Genomic DNA, 18,190 nt, shown 5'->3' on the forward strand with positions numbered 1-18,190 from the left:
AGAAATATTTAAAGTCTTTGAACATGAAAAATATTTAGAGCAGGTGGACAAGAAAAACCACTTGCTCTTTTTTCCTCTAAACCATGATGGGAATTTTGAAGATAATCTAGAAGATAAAAATGTTGATGTAGAAAAAGTTATAGCTACACCAATGATGATTGAAGCATAAAAAATGTATCAACCATTACCCTTTAAACAGGATTTAGGTTGATACAAAAAATTATTTACAGACCCTGTTATTGTGTAATTAAGACTATAAGCGTTAAGCGTGCTTATTTATAGTAAATAAAATTATACCACATTCATAATATAAATTCAGGGTACTATTGACAAAAGTGTAAGAAAATGATAATCTTTATTAAAAGAACGAGTGTCGGTCAATAGGTGGTGAGGTTTTGACAAAGAGAAATGTAAAAGATCCAGAAGAAAGAAAACAGGAGCTTATAAATATAGCATCCAGACTTTTTGAAAAGGATGGATATGAGAAAGTTTCTGTGCGAGATATTCTCGCAGAAGTTAACGGAGCGCCGGGAATGTTTTATTATTATTTCAAATCAAAAGAAGATATTTTCTTGGCTTGTATGGAAACATATTTTGAAGAAAAACTAAAAAATAAGTTGTATATACTTCAAAATAAGGAAATGGATTACGAAGAAAGAATAAAAATTGTAAGAGAACTTATAGTAAAAGATATCGGTCAGTTTACGACAAGATATAATTTTTCAAAAGAGAATTCAATTACAGATAACTCTTACAGGCTATGGGAATTGATTCATTACATTGGAAAATTTATAGATGTATATTCAGAGTTTATAATTGAAGGAATTGAAAATAAAAAAATAGAAAATAATATGGGAATAAACAGAGAAAATGTGAGAAGTTTTGCAACTTTTATTTTATACGGAGCTGTTGGAACAATATATAATGACTATATTATTAAGGGAGAAAACAAAACAAATTCAAGTGAAGCCTTTGGAATAATAAGCGAACTATTTCAAAGACCTCATTAGAGAAAAATAAAATATAAGTATTTTACAAGGGAAACATCAACGGTGTTTTCCTTGTATTAGTTTTAAGGCAAATGAACGAACTCGTTCGGTAAGGAGGTATGTTTTAGATGAAAAAGAAGAAATCTATCAAAGATATTATTTCCTACAGTGAAATAAAAAATGGACAACTTGTAGGAGGAATATTATTTGTTAGTCTTGGGATGCTATTAAGTATTTGTCCAATTTTGGTGATATACAAAGTCATAAAATCTCTATTTTTATATGGAAAATTAGAACAAAGTACAATACAGTTCTGCATCTATGGACTTGCAGCAGTGGTGTTGTCATACTGCTTAACTTACATTGGCGGTATTTTATGCCATAAGTTTTCATATGTTTTAATAGCTAACTTAAAAAAGAAGATATTATTTCATATTGGGAATCTTCCTTTAGGTTTTTTTACCGGAGACAACAAGTCAAAAATAAGGCAAGTATTAGGATCAGACATGAATCAAATTGAGGGATATTTTTCTCATCAATTACCAAATTTAATTTCAACTTTAGCGCTAATTTTAGCAATGATAATTGTTATGTTGAAGATAAATTTAATATTAGGTCTTACGACTTTGTTAATTATATTTGTCGGTTTAGGAATTCAGATTGCAATCATGGCAAAGATTATAAAGTCGGGTGGACTTGAGAAGAACTTTGCGATTCTGGATCAAATTAATTCAGCAACTACTGAATACGTTAAAGGTATGCCGGAAGTGAAAATATTTGGAACAGGAGCAAAATCATTTAAAACTTTTTCAAAATCAGTAGGAGAATATAGAGATTTTACAAGTTCGATGACATCAATGATAAGACCAGGATTTGTCTCATTTAGAATGTTTATTTTATCTGTTGCTACATTCATAGTTCCAGTAGGAATACTTTTAATGTCACGAAATAATAACTTGGATTTTGCTATAGTTTTTATTTTCTATTTGATTCTTGCACCTGCCATTAGCGTACCTGCATTAAAACTTAGAGATTTTGCAGAAGGAATGAATTTACTAAATGAAGTTGTTTTGAGAATCTACGAAATTATAGATCAAAAAGAATTGGCAATTGAAAATATCGAGGAAGAGATAAAAGGTCATGATCTTGAATTCGAGAATGTAAGCTTTTCTTATGGAGATGAAGAGGTTTTAAAGAATATAAGCTTCTGTGCTAAACAAGGAGAAGTTACAGCATTAGTTGGCTATTCGGGAGCAGGCAAATCTACCATTGGAACGCTAATACCCAGATTTTACGATCCTTCAGAAGGCTCTATTAAAATTGGTGGAGTTAATATAAAAAATATTCCGATGAACGCCTTAATGGAGAGGATAGCATTCGTTTTTCAAGACAGTGATCTTATCACAGATACAGTCTTCAATAATGTTGCTATGGCAAAGACAGGTTCTACAAAAGAGGATGTCATAAAAGCATGTAAAAAAGCAAGATGTCATGATTTTATTGTAAAACTTCCTGATGGGTATGACACTGTTTTGGGTAAAGGGACTTATTTATCTGGAGGAGAGAAACAACGTATTGCTGTAGCAAGAGCGATTTTAAAGGACGCACCAATATTAGTATTAGACGAGGCAACAAGTTTTGCTGATTCTGAAAATGAATATCTTATGCAGGAAGCTTTGTCTGAATTGGTTAAAGATAAGACAGTTGTCATGATTGCTCATAGGTTAAATACCATAGAGAATGCAAATCAAATTTTAGTAGTATCTGATGGAAAAATTGCAGAAAGAGGTAAGCATGAAGATTTAATCCTTGCAGATGGAATATATAAGCGACTCTTTGATATTTATAAGAAGACAAATATTTGGCAAATGGATATAGAAGGGAGTGAGAATGAATGATAAGAAATATTACATTAGGAAAGATGAATAATATAAGAAAATCAATTATTTTAAATGTTTTGGCATCTATTTTCAACCTTATACCATTTATTGCTTTGGCGAAAATTGTAGAAACACTATTTTTAAATAGAGGTGCAGATAGTATAGATACGAGCCTTTTATGGAAGTATTTTGGGATAATGGCAGTATTTTTCTTAATAACATTCTTATTGGAAAATTTAGCCACAAAATATACCTATGAACTTGGATACAAGACAAGTGCAGATGGAAGAATAGAGCTTGCAGACCACATAAGAAAACTGCCGATAGGTTATATTTCAGGAAAAAGTTCAGCAGAGATCTTAGATACATTAATGAATGATTTTTTCAAAGTTGAAACGGCAGTAACGCATCAATTACCTCAATTTTTCAGTGGCATATGTGTAGCGGTTCTTTGCTCAATATTATTTTTGATAATTAATGTAAAAATGGGAATAGCAACACTTATTGGATTGCCGATTTCTGTTCTACTTCTTACACTCATGCAAAACTTTCAGAAAAAAATTTATTTGAAAACAAAGAAAATGAGGATAAAAGAGGAAGAAGATATAAACGAATATTTGGATGCTATTAAGACTCTAAAAGCATATAACAGCTTAGATGATACATTAACAAAGCTTGAAGAAGATATAGATAACTCGAGAGACGCAAATATTAAGAGTGAGAAAGGAGTTGGTTCATTAACTACTATAGCAAGTATGATTTTAAGAATAGGACTTCCTTTGATGAGTTTAGCGGGTTCATATTTGTTTATAAATGGATCTTTGGAAATTGATACATTTTTAATGTTCTTATTTGTAGGCACAAGGATTTTTGATCCCTTGGAGCTTGCACTTGTAAATTATACAGGTCTACAAATGGCATCAGTTTCAGGAGAGAGAATCATTAACTTACTTAACGCTAAACCTATGTCAGGAAATTGCGATGTAAACGAAAGCAACAAAATTGAAATCCACGATGTTTCATTTTCTTACAAGGAATCTAAGGTTATCGATAATGTTTCATTAGACATTAATGAAAATGAATTAACTGCTTTTGTTGGTTACTCTGGCTCTGGAAAATCTACACTAATTAAATTAATTTCCAGATTTTATGATCCTAATGAAGGGACAATTAAAATTGGTGGAGTAGATTTGCTAACAGCCGACCCTGATAAATTAATGGATAAATTTTCTGTTGTTTTTCAAGATGTGTATCTTTTTAAAGACACAATTTATAACAATATAAAATTTGGAAATGAAGATGCAAGTAAAGATGAAATCATGAATGCTGCAAAAATGGCAGGAGCTTATGACTTTATAGTCAAAAAAGATGATGGATTTGACACTATGATTGGACAAGGAGGAGCGACTCTGTCTGGAGGTGAGAAACAAAGAATATCAATAGCGAGAGCAATATTAAAAAATGCACCAATAATACTACTTGATGAAGCAACATCTTCACTTGATCCTGAAAATGAACTTATTATACAGGAAGCAATATCAAATTTAATTAAAAATAAAACAGTTGTGGTTGTAGCTCATAAATTAAGGAGCGTAATGGGAGCTGATAAAATTGTTGTTTTAAACAAAGGAAAGGTAGAAGAAGTTGGGAAACATGAAGAACTTATTAAAAATGAAGGACTATATAAAGACTTATGGAATTATCAAGAAAAGTCTAAAGAATGGAAGATTGTACAGTAACAATCAATTTTAAAGGAGGAAATTTATGAAAACACAAAAGAAATCATCAAAAAATGCAGTTACAGCCGGTGTTTTAATTGCACTTTACTTTGTAACATATGCAGTCATTGGGGCAATATCTATGCCTGTCCCTGTTTTATTTTTACTAATGCCTATGCTTGTAGCACTATTTGCTGCACCAACCTATCATATGCTTCTTGCAAAGACAAAGTCAGCTACTGCTATTGTAATAGCAGCTATTTTACCAAGTATTTTATTAGTTGCAACTGGGCATATTCCAATTGCACCATTAGTGGCAGTGCCTGCCGGAATAATTGCTATGTTCATAGCAAAAGGTGGAAATTATACAGACTTTAAGAAAAATACAATTAGTCATATGTTTTTTTCTCTAAACTTATTTGGAGGATTCTTACCAATTTGGCTTATGAGAGAAGCATTTTTTGAAAGTTTAATAAAAGGTAAATTAGATCAAAGCTTTTGTAACACAGTAAGAGCATGGACACCAATATGGATGTTACCAGTTATGATTATAGGAACATTTATATTCTCTTTGATTGGTTCTTATTTTACAAAAAAAATATTAAATAAAAAGTTGGAATCCGCAGGAGTTTTATAATGGAAAATTCAAAGTTTGTTCTGGGGTCAAAATATGACCTCAGAACAAAACTTATCTTGCTTATAGGTGCGAATATTTTAATTTTTTTAGGGTTTGATTGGATCTATCAAAGCCTTATTACATTATTTTTCCTTGTCATTATTATTAGCGATGGTTATAAAAAATCCACTATAAGGTATATTTTATTTTTTGTAATAAGTGTAGTATTGGAAAAATCTTTAGCCTATTTTAGTATGAATTTTCTTTTGAATTTAATTTTATTTATCTTGGCAATTGGAAGAAAATTTCTGCCATGTATTATCGTGGGTAAATGGATTTTAAATTCAACATCTGTTTCCAGTGCAGTGGCAACTTTGCAAAAATTAAAACTTTCAAAAGACTCGCTCATAATGATTTCTGTAATATTTAGATGTTTGCCTACTATTAAAGACGAATGGAGTCATATAAATATGGCGATGAAAACTCGAGGAATTAATTTTAACTTAATCAATTTAACAAGAAGACCAACATTAATTATGGAATATTTTTTTGTGCCATTGTTCGTAAGTGTGATAGAAATTGGGGATGAGCTCTCTCAATCAGCTATTATAAGGGGACTCGATGCTCCTGTTAACAAAACAAGTAGACACCTAATTAAGTTTAGAAAAAATGATATTGGTGTTCTAATTCTTATGATTTTAATTTTATCAATAGTAATATTTATGAAAGTATCAGGGTGGGACTTATGATTGAAATTAGAGAATTAAGTTTTAAGTATAAGGGAGGATCTGATTACTCATTAAAAGATATAAATTTGAAAATCAAAAAAGGGGAATGCATTCTTCTGTGTGGTAGGAGCGGTTGCGGAAAGTCGACTCTATTAAAGCTTATGAACGGTATAATACCTGAGTTTTATGATGGGGACATTTCTGGCAGTGTTATGGTCAATGGTATGAATACATTTACTACACCAATTTTTAAATTATCTAATAATGTAGGCTCGGTTTTTCAAAATCCTAAAACACAATTTTATACAACCAATACAACCGATGAAATTGCTTTTGGTTTAGGAAATTATGGAATAGAAAGAGAAGTAATTAACAAAAGGATTGAAGAAGTTGAAAAAGAGCTTCATCTTGAAAACTTGATGAATAAAAATATATTCAATCTTTCTGGAGGAGAAAAGCAGAAGATTGCTATAGCAAGCATTTACGCATTAAACCCTGAGATATTTATTCTTGATGAACCATCTTCAAGCTTAGACATAAAGTCAATGAAAGAACTATCGCTTACAATAAAAAAGCTTAAATCTTTAGGAAAAACTATTATTATTGCAGAACACAGGTTGTGGTATTTAAAAGACATTGTTGATAGAGCAATATACTTAGAGGATGGAAAAATCATCAGAGAATATAGTATGGACGAAATTGAAAATCTAAGTGAAGATGAACGAATGAGAACAGGACTTAGGCATTCTGATTATAAAGCTATTGAAAGATTTGATGATTTTGAAACTTCAAATAAAGGGACTTTATTAGAGTTAAAAAATCTAATATTCAAAAGAAATACCAAAATAATTTTGTCCATTGAGGATCTTAAATTTTTTTATGGGAATATTATTGGAATTGTTGGAGAAAATGGAATTGGGAAGTCTACATTAGCAAAAATTATATGTGGCTTAAACAAAGAAAATAAAGGTAAAATTTTAAAAGATGATGAGAATTTAAATATAAAAAGTAGGCTAAATGAGAGCCTGCTTATTATGCAGGAAGTGAACTGTCAGTTATTCACGGACAGCGTTAAAGATGAAATAGTATTAACATCAAATATTAAAGATGATAATGCTTTAGATACTTGGTTAAAAGATATGGAGTTGAAAAATATCAGTGATAGGAATCCTCACACCTTGTCAGGAGGACAAAAACAGAGAGTAATTATCTTATCCGCTTTACTATCCGACAAGAAAATTCTATTTTTCGATGAACCAACCAGTGGATTGGACTATAGAAATATGAAAATAGTAGCTAAAAGCATAAAGAAAGTAAAGGAAGAAGATAAGTTGATTTTAATAATATCCCATGATGTTGAGTTTTTAGAGTCAGTTTGTGATAAAGTGATTGATTTCACGTATTTATGAAAATGCATATATTAGTAAATTGCAAGAGGGACATATGATAAAAACGCAAGAAAAACGAGAAGTTATGAATAGTATTTTTTAGAATATCCTATAATATAAACCTTATAATATTTTTTTATTTTTGAGGATTTATGCCTAGTAGCATAAGTCCTCATTTTTTTATGCTCAAATTAATCATTGAAACTCAAAATTACATAGAAAAATAAAAATTTTGGTTACCAAAGAGGGCAAATTTCACTTTATAAAGTGAGGGGTATTTTGTCATCTTTTTATAAAAATCAAAATACTTTGAAGTGCAAATATTTTTGAAATTGCTTAGGTGAGATTAGTATATTTCAAATTTATTCCACTTACCAAGGTAAAAAAATCAACTTATATAGACCAGCTATCAAATGTCAAGAGAAAATAAAAAATAATTAATCTTGTAATTTATGGCACATCAAATAAGCCTAAAAATTAGGCTTAGAAAAACTAAATAACAACTAAATATTCGGTATGTAAGTTTTGTTATCTCTNAGACCAGCTATCAAATGTCAAGAGAAAATAAAAAATAATTAATCTTGTAATTTATGGCACATCAAATAAGCCTAAAAATTAGGCTTAGAAAAACTAAATAACAACTAAATATTCGGTATGTAAGTTTTGTTATCTCTCAAAACAGCAAAAATAATGTTAGTAAGTTTTCTAGCAACTGCACCAATAGCTGTACCATGAGCTTTACCCCTTTGTCTAAGCTTTTGATAATAAACAGACAAAGCAGGATCTTTAAAAGCAGCAACACTAGCAGCAAGCCAAATAGCACGTCTAAGATAAGGAGAACCACGTTTAGAAATCTTAGTATCAGTAGCATTAAAATTGCCAGATTGCTTAACAGCAACATCTAAACCAGCATAAGCAACCAACTGATTAGCTCTCTCAAAACGAGAAATATCACCAATTTCTGAGAAAATAGCAGCACCTAAGACATCACCAATACCGGTGATAGAAGTAATAACAGGGCATAAAGAATTAATCATAGAAGAAATTTCATCTTCAATATCAGCTATCTGATCTTCAAGAAAAGAAATTTGAGCAATAATCTGTTTAATTTGAAAAGAAAAAGACTTTAAAGCAAACTTAACACCAAAAGAATTAGAAGCCTTCTCTTGAATTTCTTTAGCCTTATCAATACCAAAGCGACCCTTACTACACTTAGACAACATCTTAGCAAGCTCATCAGCAGGAATAGAAATCATATCCTCAGGCAAAGGATACTTACTCAAAAGCTCCTTAGAAGCCACACCATAAATATTAGAAAAAAGCGAAGAATACTCAGGGAAAACCTGATCTAAAATACAAACAAGCTTTCTCTTCCAATCAGAAGCTTCATCAACAAGAGCAAACCTGAACCTAGAAAGATTTCTTAAAGCAAAAGTATCCTCATCAGAAAAATGAGAAACAGAAAACTCACCGAACCTAAGAATTTGAGCAATAACAAAAGAATCAACAGAATCATTCTTAGTCTGTCTAATATACATCTTTCTAAAAGCATCAGATTGAATAGGATTAATAACAATACAAGAAAAACCTAAATCAATTAAGAAAGAATAAAGCGAAAGCCAATAATGGCCAGTAGCTTCCATACCAATAATACAATTGTTAGAATCAATCGAAAAAGAGGAAATAAATTTCTGAAACTTCTCTAAACCCCTAATAGAATTAGAAAAAGAAAAGGACTCAGAAACAAGTTTCCCATCAGAATCAATTATTGAGGCTTCGTGGTTGTTCTTTGCAATATCAACACCAATGTAAAACATAAAATCACCTAGCTTTAATATAAATTTAGATAGAGAAAAGACCCTCAAGAACTTTACGACAATCAAACCTCGTTAGACATACAGCAACGAAATGTGCTATCCAGCTCATACTGATAAAGACGTAAAGAAGAGGCGTAACCCTAAATTGGGAAGACTAGCTTCAAGGAGGTTAACTACGACCTCTATCTATACAATTATTATCCCATAAGAAAGTGGGATTGAGAACAAAATGTAGTATTTATTACTACAACTATAATATACGAGGAGGTTAAAATGCAAGCAATAAAAATTTATAGTATGAGAGTTGCTATGCTCTGTAGACTTTATGAACTCAATTTAATAAATGATAAAGAATTCACCAAAATAAAGACTAGAATAGAAAAAGATTACAAGGAAATTGATAGAAAACAATTAATTTTATGATAAAATAATACTGTAGAAAGACACAAAATGGGAAGACCAGCTATCAAATGTCAAGAAAAAATCAAAAAATAATTAATCTTGTAATTTACGGCACGTCAAATAAGCCTAAAATTTAGGCTTAGAAATTATGAATTATGATAACTAAATATTAGGGATATAAGCTTTGTTATCCCTTAAAACGGCAAATATTATGTTTGTTAGCTTTCTAGCAACTGCACCAATAGCTGTACCATGAGCCTTTCCTCTTTGTCTGAGTTTTTGATAATACAAGGATAAGGCAGGATCTTTAAATGCTGCAACATTAGCAGCAATCCAAATAGCACGTCTAAGATAAGGAGAACCACGTTTAGATATTTTAGTGTCAGTAGCATTGAAATTTCCTGATTGTTTAACTGCAACATCTAAGCCTGCATAGGCAACTAATTGGCTAGCTTTTTCAAAACGTGAGATATCACCAATTTCTGAAAATATAGAAGCGCCTAATATATCGCCTATTCCTGTGATAGTTGTAATAACGGGACATAAATAATTTAGCATAGAAGAAATTTCTTCTTCAATATCTAATATTTGATCTTCTAGGAAAGAAATTTGATTAATAATTTGTTTAATTTGAAAAGAAAAAGATTTTAAAGCAAACTTAATACCAAACGAATTAGAAGCCTTATCTTGAATTTCTTTTGCTTTATCAATACCAAAACGACCTTTGCTACATTTTGATAAAAGTTCAGCAAGTTCATTAGCAGAAATAGAAAGAATATCCTCAGGTAAAGGATACTTACTCAAAAGCTCTTTAGAAGTAACACCATAAATATTAGAAAAAAGTGAAGAATATTCTGGAAATACCTGATCTAATATAGCAACAAGCTTTCTTTTCCAATCACTAACTTCATCAACAAGAGCAAACCTGTATCTAGAAAGATTTCTTAAAGCAAAAGTATCCTCATCAGAAAAATGAGAAACTGAAAACTCACCAAACCTTAAAATTTGAGCTATGATAAAGGAATCAACCGAATCATTCTTGGTTTTTCTAATATACATTTTTCTAAAGGCATCTGATTGAATAGGATTGATAGCAATGCAAGTAAATCCTAAATCAATTAAGAAAGAATAAAGACTTACCCAATAATGACCTGTAGCTTCCATACCAATAATACAATTGTTAGATGAAAGAGAAAAAGAAGAAATAATTCTCTTAAACTTTTCTAAACCTCTAACAGAATTAGAAAAGGAAAAAGAACCAGTAACAAGCTTTCCATTAGAATCAATAATAGAAGCTTCATGGTTATTCTTAGCAATATCAATACCTACATAAAACATAAAATCACCTAACTCTAATATAAATTTAGATAGAGAAAGACCCCTCAGGAACTTTACGACAATCAAACCTCGTTAGACATACAGCAACAAAATGTGCTATCCAGCTCATACTGATAAGGACGTAAAGTAGAGGCGTAACCCTTCCGCGGGAAGACAAGCTTCAAGGAGGTGAACTACGACCTCTATCTATACAATTATTATCCCATAAGAAAATGGGATTGAGAATAAATTGTAGTGTTTTTACTACATCTCCAATATACGAGGAGGTAAAATGAATACTAAAGTAAAATTAATAAAAGCTTCAAATACAGGAGCAAGAAATAGAAATGCACTAGATTTAGATTTAAAACGTGTTGCAGCATATTGTCGAGTAAGTACAGATAGTAAAGACCAACTTGAATCATATAAATCGCAAGTTGATTATTACACAAATCTAATAAAAAGTAATAAGAACTGGACTTTGGCTGGTATATACGCAGATGAAGCAACCACAGGAACAACTGCAACTAAAAGAGCAGATTTCATGAGACTAATAAGTGATTGCCAAAATGGAGATATAGACATGATAATAACAAAATCTATATCAAGATTTGATAGAAATACATTAGATACCTTAAAGTATGTAAGACTATTAAAGGAAAACAATGTTGGTGTAGTATTTGAAGAAGAAAATATAGATACTTTGACAATGGATGGAGAGCTATTATTAACAATATTAAGTTCAGTAGCTCAACAAGAAGTAGAAAATACCTCAGCCCATGTAAAAAAAGGACTGAAAATGAAAATGGAAAAGGGGGAGCTTATTGGTTTTCAAGGTTGTCTTGGCTACGACTATGACCCTACAACAAAAACTATATCTATAAATGAAGAGGAAGCTAAAATTGTTAGATACATCTTTAAAAGATATCTAGAGGGCAACGGTGGCTCAGTCATTGGTAGAGAACTAGAAGAACAAGGTTATCTCACTCCTAGAGGTAAAACAAAATGGTCTGACACTACAGTGTTAGGAATAATTAAGAATGAAAAGTATATTGGCGATATACTAATGGGAAAGACCTTTACAGTTGATCCAATAACAAAAAGAAGACTAGCAAATTTTGGAGAATCTGATAAATATCACATTGAAAATCATCACGAGCCAATTATATCAAAAGAAGATTTTGAAAAGGCACAAGAGATTAGACTCAGAAGAGCACAAAACAGAAACACTATTGCTAACAAGGATAGAAAAAGAGAAAAACTATCAAGGCAATATGCTTTTTCAAGTATGCTGGAATGTGGATTTTGTGGCGAAATACTGTCAAGAAGAACTTGGCACACAAGTTCAATTTACAAAAAAATTAATTGGCAGTGTGTAAGGTCAACAAAAAGAGGTAAAAAATATTGCCCTCATTCAAAGGGAATACAAGAAGCGGCAATAGAAAAAGCTTTTGTTGAAAGCTATAGGCAATTATGCCATGCAGATTCAACAGTAATAGATGACTTTTTAAAAATTGTTGAAGAAGAAATAAATGATAATACTTTAGTCAAGGATCTGAAAAAGATAGAAAGTCAATTAAATAGAATCATTAGTCAAGAAAGAAAGTTAGTTGATCTTCATTTGGAGGATAGTATAGACGAAGAAGTTTATGCTAAAAAGTATAAAAAACTAACAAAACAAAAAGAAGAATTAGTTGATGAAAAGAAAACATTGGAACTAACGATAAAAGATGAAGACTCTATTAAAGAAAGATTAAAGCAATTTAAAAAGGTCTTAGAAAACAAAGAAATTATAGAGGAATTTAACAGAACAGTATTTGAAAGCATAGTTGATAAAGTTGTGGTGGGCAGAATTGACAAAGACGGAAAAGTTCATCCTTATGACTTAACATTCTATTTCAAAACAGGAGTTAAAGATAGTCAAGATTCTAATAATTTTAAAGATAAAAGAAAGAATGCCAAAGACAATGACATTAATAAATTGTGTTCCTACAAGAATGACGAGGATAAAAAATTATGTCCCCAATCAAAAGACAACGCATTTAGAGGCAATTGCTTTACTTGAGAGGAGCTAGGAATGGATATATATAAAATATTATTTTTTGCCTTAATAATTCTTGTTCTGGCTATTTATATTCTTTTAATAGTTAGAAAAAATAAAAATAAAGATCTTATAGCAGCGAGTACAGAAGATAATAATTATATGACTGAAGGCATGACTATAGGAATGTGCTTGGGAATGGCTATCTCAATGCTTATAGATGCTGATAATATGGCGATTGGCTTATCTATTGGTATGATGCTAGGCATGGTAATTGGGATGAACATTAAGAAATGATTTAAGCGAGGTGCGCTTATGTATGATATTTATATTCAATTAGCTATATTTTTGGCCTTTGTCTTTGTCCTTAAAATGTTCTTGCCCAAAATAAAAGGCCACATGGGTGAATCTATAGTTAAAATTAAACTTAATAGCCTAGATAAGGAAAAATATAAGGTGATTAATAATTTAGTATTAGAAAATGCAGGAGGGACTACAAAGTCTACCCAAATTGATCATCTTGTAGTATCAACTTATGGGATTTTTTCTATAGAAACTAAAAACTATAAGGGCTGGATATATGGGTCTGAATTTGGCAAAAACTGGACTCAAAACATTTATGGTAACAAGAAAACTTTCATGAATCCAATCTTACAAAATTACGCCCATATAAAGGCTGTAGAAAATATTTTAAAAGATTTGTATCCTAATATGAAATACTTTTCTATTATAGCCTTTTCTCCAGAAGCAGAAATTAAAGTAAAGCTTAAGGAATCTGTAGTTTGTAAGATGTCGCAGGTCTCAAAAGAAATAGAAAAATTATCTAATGAAGATATAATCGATAAAGATGAATTAGAAAAGATTTTAGAAATAATCCAGGGAAATAGGCTAAATATAAGCAACAGAGACCATGTTAAAAACATAAAAGAAGCTAAGAAAAATAAGCTTAAAACCCAAACAGGTTCTACAAGCGAGACAAAAAAATCCCCAAGTAAGAAGATTGAAAAATCGGAAGAATCAAAATCTAAAATAACAAAGGAAGAGGTTAAAGAGAAGGAAGCTAAGCTAGATATGAAAAAAGAAAAGAATGAAAGTATCAAGCTTTGCCCAAAATGCGGAAGTCCTCTTGAAATAAGAACTGGTAGATATGGATCTTTTCTAGGCTGTACTAATTATCCAACTTGTACTTATGTGGAAAGTATTAAGGCATAATTTTTTATAAGATAGCTTGTAATTTTAGTTGTGATACTATTAAATTAAAAAGATTTGTTGACTGAATAAATCCATTTATTCTCAAAAAAACTTTGCAACATATCATATATAAGAAATTTAAGTCCGGTTTTTAAACTGGATTTTTATTTATCTATTTTCGCATACTTTGATGGAAAATGGGTAAACACTAATTGAGAGAGTAAATTAATAGGAGGAAAATATGGCAAAAAAGAATGATAAAGGTCAACATGATTTTATTAAAGCACCTTTGACACCAAAAGGAGCTGAAAAGGTAAAACCTGTTAAGGATAATGCCAAGATTAAAGATTTGGAAAAAAATAAGGTTGATAATAAGGGGAAGGCTTTTACAACCAATAAGGGCCTAAAGATGGCTGAAGATGAATTTTCCCTTAAGGCTGGCAGGAGAGGACCTACTCTTCTTGAAGACTTTCATCTAAGAGAAAAAATCATGCACTTTGACCATGAGAGAATTCCTGAAAGAATTGTCCACGCTCGTGGTGTAGGTGCCCATGGGATTTTTAAATCTACCAAGGATATGAGTAAGTACACAAAAGCATGCCTATTTTCAGGCCATAACAAAGAAACCCCATTATTTTCAAGGATATCTACTGTAGCAGGCTTTAGGGGCTCTACAGATACACCTCGTGATGTGCGTGGTTTTGCTATAAAATTTTATACCGAAGAAGGAAATTATGACATAGTTGGAAATAATGTGCCAGTATTTATTATCCAAGATGCAATAAAATTCCCAGATTTTGTCCATGCTGTTAAACCAGAACCAGATACAGAAGTACCTCAAGCCCAATCAGCCCACGATACTTTTTGGGATTTTGTAACTCGTAACCAAGAGTCCGCTCATATGGTTATGTGGCAAATGAGTGATAGGGCAATTCCTTTAAGTCTACGCATGGTTGATGGTTTTGGAGTCCATACTTTTAGATGGATAAATAAAGAAGGTAAGGCATGCTTTGTTAGATATCAATGGAACCCACAACTAGGAGTCCACTCTAGAGTATGGGATGAAACCTTAAAGGTATCTGGTAATGATCCAGATAGTCAAAGAAAAGATATGTATGATGCCATTGATGAAGGCTCTTACCCAGTTTGGGATTTCTGTGTCCAAATTCTTCCTGTTGAAAAAGAGCATGACTTCCCATTTGATATCCTAGATCCAACTAAGGTTTGGCCAGAAGAAGATATTCCAAAGGTAAAAATTGGGGAAATGATCTTTAATAGAAATGTAGATAATTACTTTGCAGAAACAGAGCAAGTTGCTTTTAATCCAGGCAATGTAATACCTGGTATTGATTTTTCAAATGACCCACTATTACAAGGCAGACTTTTCTCCTACACAGATACTCAGTTATTAAGGCTGGGTGGACCAAATTTTGCACAAATTCCAATAAATAGACCAGTAGTTGGAGTCCACAATAACCAAAGAGATGGCTGGCACCAACATATGATAAATAAGGGCCCAGTAGCTTATCATAAATCAACTATAGATGACCAATCTCCATATTATGAAAGCCCAGAAAATGGTGGCTATGAACATTATCAAGAAAAAATTGATGGCCAAGTTATAAAGGCAAGAGATGATAGTTTTAGAGACCACTTTAGCCAGGCTACAGCCTTCTATAAGTCAATTAGTAAGGTTGAGCAAGAACATATTATAAATGCCTTTTCTTTTGAACTATCAAAGGTCCAAAGGGAAGAAATTAGGCAAAATGTTGTAGATATGTTTGCAAACGTTGATATGAAAATGGCAGAAGAAATTGCTAAAAATATTGGTGCAGATAAGCCAGACGCTGATCGTGGCTTTGATCCTGTTGGCCTTAAGCCAAGTAAGGAAGCTAAGAAAGTAAAGATGCCAGAATTTGCTCAAGCTAACACAATCTTTAAGCCAGATACCTTAAAAGTTGGTATTTATTCTGATGATGATGATGATGATTTTGACTTTAAATCTCTTGTAAAGAAGATAAAAGATAATAAGGCTAAGGCAGAAATTATCCAAGGCAATCTTAAGGATACTAAAGATGGACAAAAGGTAGACCATAGGTATGAGACAATCCATCCAGTTTTAGAAGATGCTCTCATAGTTGTAGTTCCTGAAAAACCTTCTAAAGATTTTAGTAAAAATGTTGGTGAATTTGTAGATGAAACTTTCAAACACTATAAACCAATATGGTTAATAGGAGATCCTGAGGCAATCTTAGATAAGGAGCAACAGAAGGCTCCTGGAGTCATTGTAAGTAAGGACATGAAGGAAATTGATAAGTTTATAGAAAACTTAACTAAGCAAAGATTCTGGGATAGGGATGGTTCAATATAGGTTATAGGGCTTGGGATTTCCCAAGCTCTTCTACATATTTTAAAAAGTATTAATTATATTAGGTTAATCTGTAGAATTCGAAAGGGTAATATGGTTTTTAAAAACACAGTTAGGAAATTTTTTATAGAAGATGGTAGTCATGACCTTTTTTGGTTTATATTTGGCTTGGTATTTTTATTTATTTTTACATTTTTAATGATGCCTAAATGGATATTCTGTCTGGGAATTGGAGTTCTCACAAGTTCAATTTTTAGATATATTACAACAGATGGTCTTTTTTATAAAGAATTTAAAAATTTAGACAATAGAAATAAAAGATTTGATTACATACTTAGTAAAAATATTTTTACCCTTTTATTTCTTGCGGTTTTTATTTTGATATTATATTTTTTAGTGGTTGTAGGAGATAAATTTGCCTTGACAAGTTATAGTGATTTTAACTTTAAATTAGTTTTTAAATTTATCATATATATACTAGCTAGCGAAAATATAATTTTAATTTTTAGTCATAACATGATTCCCAATTATAAATCAGGAAATATAAGAAATATTAATAAAGATATAGAAGTTGGAATGAAAAATTTAAAAACTATGATACCTTCTTTGCTTGTAAATATAATCTTACTTATTTTGATTTTTATATACAGAATGAACTTAAATATTGTTGCAGGAATCTTATATTTATTTGTTTCTACAGTTTTATTCAGCATCAATAAAAGATTGAGTTTTTAGTAAATTGATAGTAGGGATATGATAATTATGAATAAAATAATAAATAAAAAAATATTACTGCAAATAGTTTTCTATGCATTATCATTTCCTCTTATATATTGTATCTTTGTATTATGTGCTAAGCTTGATTTTATTCCTATAGTTAATAATCTAATTTTGATTTTATCATGGCTTGGATTTTTTGCTTATCAGATTTTTTCTATATATAAATTCACTAATCTTAAAATAAATTTTTATTTAAAGCTATTTATAAGTTTAGTTTTGATTGGCATAATGCTTTTGTCGGTATACTTTATACTAATAATGAGTATTTTTGCTTTTAAGGACAATGAGCCTTTTTCTTATCAAGGAGAAAAATATTATATCCTGAATGAAGGCTGGCTTGATGATGATTATGAAATTTATAGGAAAAAAATAATCACAATGGATAAGCTTAATTTTGAAGAATCAAAGAAAATTTTTAAGGATATCAGTAATATTTCAAATGATCAAGTAAAAGATAAGTTTGAAATCTATTTTGATAAGGACAAGCAAATTATCAAAGGCCAAAAATCATTAGCATATGACAGGTCCGGGTCTGAACTAAGTGAAAAAGAAATTTTAAAAGATTTTAGCCTAAGAGATGCAAAATTAATAGCAAATTCAGCTTATGGCCTTATTGAAGTAGATAGGGCAGGAGCGAGGTCAAGGTGGTTTTTCATTGAAGTTATAGATAATAAATTAAATTTTATTTCGGAAATTCCAGATACTAATCCTGAAATTAGCGGGGAAATTTCTGAGGATGGTCTTATTTTACTTAGGTGTGAAGATGTTAATGGAAATATAAATTTTTATAAGTCAGATGACTTAGGCAAAACTTTTAAACTTACTGATTAAAAATATTTGATTTTAAGTTAAATTTGCATATAATTATTTTAGGGAATGAAGTTCTCCCGTGATTATAATCTAAAGAATCTAAAACGCGAAAGCTGATGACTTCTACTTGATTGTAGGGGTGTCA

At 30.8% G+C, this 18,190-nt stretch carries 15 protein-coding genes, 1 pseudogene and 1 riboswitch; of the genes and pseudogenes, 14 read left to right on the top strand and 2 right to left on the bottom strand.

Annotation, left to right across the window (positions count from 1 at the left end):
• Window positions 1–4: 4 nt before the first annotated feature.
• The 7 genes and pseudogenes from C8269_RS01480 to C8269_RS01510 form a co-directional block, all read left to right on the top strand.
• Window positions 5–166: pseudogene (locus C8269_RS01480) on the top strand (sigma-70 family RNA polymerase sigma factor); the annotation flags it as partial.
• Window positions 167–395: 229 nt separating this feature from the next.
• Window positions 396–1,010 (top strand): TetR/AcrR family transcriptional regulator, encoded by a 615-nt coding sequence (locus tag C8269_RS01485; RefSeq protein ID WP_106460087.1) that lies wholly within the window; start codon window positions 396–398, stop codon window positions 1,008–1,010.
• 107 nt (window positions 1,011–1,117) lie between these two features.
• Window positions 1,118–2,887 (top strand): ABC transporter ATP-binding protein, encoded by a 1,770-nt coding sequence (locus C8269_RS01490; RefSeq protein WP_106460088.1) that lies wholly within the window; start codon window positions 1,118–1,120, stop codon window positions 2,885–2,887.
• The gene (locus C8269_RS01495) at window positions 2,884–4,608 is read left to right on the top strand and encodes an ABC transporter ATP-binding protein (protein WP_106460089.1); all 1,725 of its coding nucleotides are present in this window, start codon (window positions 2,884–2,886) and stop codon (window positions 4,606–4,608) included. The genes C8269_RS01490 and C8269_RS01495 overlap by 4 nt, the downstream gene beginning before the upstream one ends.
• A gap of 25 nt (window positions 4,609–4,633) precedes the next feature.
• Window positions 4,634–5,224: an MptD family putative ECF transporter S component gene (locus C8269_RS01500; protein WP_106460090.1), complete on the top strand. Its 591-nt coding sequence runs from the start codon at window positions 4,634–4,636 to the stop codon at window positions 5,222–5,224.
• Window positions 5,224–5,952 carry an energy-coupling factor transporter transmembrane component T gene (locus tag C8269_RS01505; protein WP_002836981.1) on the top strand — a complete coding sequence of 243 codons (729 nt, stop codon included), beginning with the start codon at window positions 5,224–5,226 and terminating at the stop codon, window positions 5,950–5,952. The genes C8269_RS01500 and C8269_RS01505 overlap by 1 nt, the downstream gene beginning before the upstream one ends.
• On the top strand, window positions 5,949–7,340 hold the full coding sequence (locus tag C8269_RS01510) for an ABC transporter ATP-binding protein (RefSeq protein WP_106460091.1): 1,392 nt from the start codon (window positions 5,949–5,951) through the stop codon (window positions 7,338–7,340). The genes C8269_RS01505 and C8269_RS01510 overlap by 4 nt, the downstream gene beginning before the upstream one ends.
• Window positions 7,341–7,960: 620 nt before the next feature.
• On the opposite strand, the gene C8269_RS01515 is transcribed toward C8269_RS01510, so the two are convergent.
• Window positions 7,961–9,136 carry an IS110 family transposase gene (locus tag C8269_RS01515; protein WP_106460092.1) on the bottom strand — a complete coding sequence of 392 codons (1,176 nt, stop codon included), beginning with the start codon at window positions 9,134–9,136 and terminating at the stop codon, window positions 7,961–7,963.
• Window positions 9,137–9,409: 273 nt separating this feature from the next.
• Here C8269_RS01515 and C8269_RS10850 point away from each other — a divergent pair, with 273 nt between their 5' ends.
• Window positions 9,410–9,559 (top strand): hypothetical protein, encoded by a 150-nt coding sequence (locus tag C8269_RS10850; protein WP_199792141.1) that lies wholly within the window; start codon window positions 9,410–9,412, stop codon window positions 9,557–9,559.
• Between the two features lie 141 nt (window positions 9,560–9,700).
• On the opposite strand, the gene C8269_RS01520 is transcribed toward C8269_RS10850, so the two are convergent.
• Complete coding sequence (locus C8269_RS01520) at window positions 9,701–10,876, bottom strand: IS110 family transposase (RefSeq protein ID WP_106460093.1); 1,176 nt, start codon at window positions 10,874–10,876, stop codon at window positions 9,701–9,703.
• A gap of 271 nt (window positions 10,877–11,147) precedes the next feature.
• Between C8269_RS01520 and C8269_RS01525 the strand changes: the two genes are divergently transcribed.
• The 6 genes from C8269_RS01525 (at window position 11,148) to C8269_RS01550 (ending at window position 18,066) form a co-directional block, all read left to right on the top strand.
• Window positions 11,148–12,920 carry a recombinase family protein gene (locus C8269_RS01525; protein ID WP_106460094.1) on the top strand — a complete coding sequence of 591 codons (1,773 nt, stop codon included), beginning with the start codon at window positions 11,148–11,150 and terminating at the stop codon, window positions 12,918–12,920.
• A gap of 12 nt (window positions 12,921–12,932) precedes the next feature.
• Window positions 12,933–13,193: a DUF2700 domain-containing protein gene (locus tag C8269_RS01530; RefSeq protein WP_106460095.1), complete on the top strand. Its 261-nt coding sequence runs from the start codon at window positions 12,933–12,935 to the stop codon at window positions 13,191–13,193.
• Window positions 13,194–13,211: 18 nt separating this feature from the next.
• On the top strand, window positions 13,212–14,108 hold the full coding sequence (locus C8269_RS01535) for an NERD domain-containing protein (RefSeq protein WP_106460096.1): 897 nt from the start codon (window positions 13,212–13,214) through the stop codon (window positions 14,106–14,108).
• Between the two features lie 220 nt (window positions 14,109–14,328).
• The gene (locus C8269_RS01540) at window positions 14,329–16,458 is read left to right on the top strand and encodes a catalase (protein ID WP_106460097.1); all 2,130 of its coding nucleotides are present in this window, start codon (window positions 14,329–14,331) and stop codon (window positions 16,456–16,458) included.
• 90 nt (window positions 16,459–16,548) lie between these two features.
• Window positions 16,549–17,190 carry a hypothetical protein gene (locus tag C8269_RS01545; protein WP_106460098.1) on the top strand — a complete coding sequence of 214 codons (642 nt, stop codon included), beginning with the start codon at window positions 16,549–16,551 and terminating at the stop codon, window positions 17,188–17,190.
• Between the two features lie 27 nt (window positions 17,191–17,217).
• Window positions 17,218–18,066 (top strand): hypothetical protein, encoded by an 849-nt coding sequence (locus tag C8269_RS01550; protein WP_106460099.1) that lies wholly within the window; start codon window positions 17,218–17,220, stop codon window positions 18,064–18,066.
• A 32-nt stretch (window positions 18,067–18,098) separates the two neighbouring features.
• A riboswitch (Fluoride riboswitch) is annotated at window positions 18,099–18,178 on the top strand.
• Window positions 18,179–18,190: the final 12 nt, after the last annotated feature.

This window comes from Anaerococcus sp. Marseille-P3915 (assembly GCF_900258475.1).
GTDB lineage: Bacteria > Bacillota > Clostridia > Tissierellales > Peptoniphilaceae > Anaerococcus > Anaerococcus kampingae.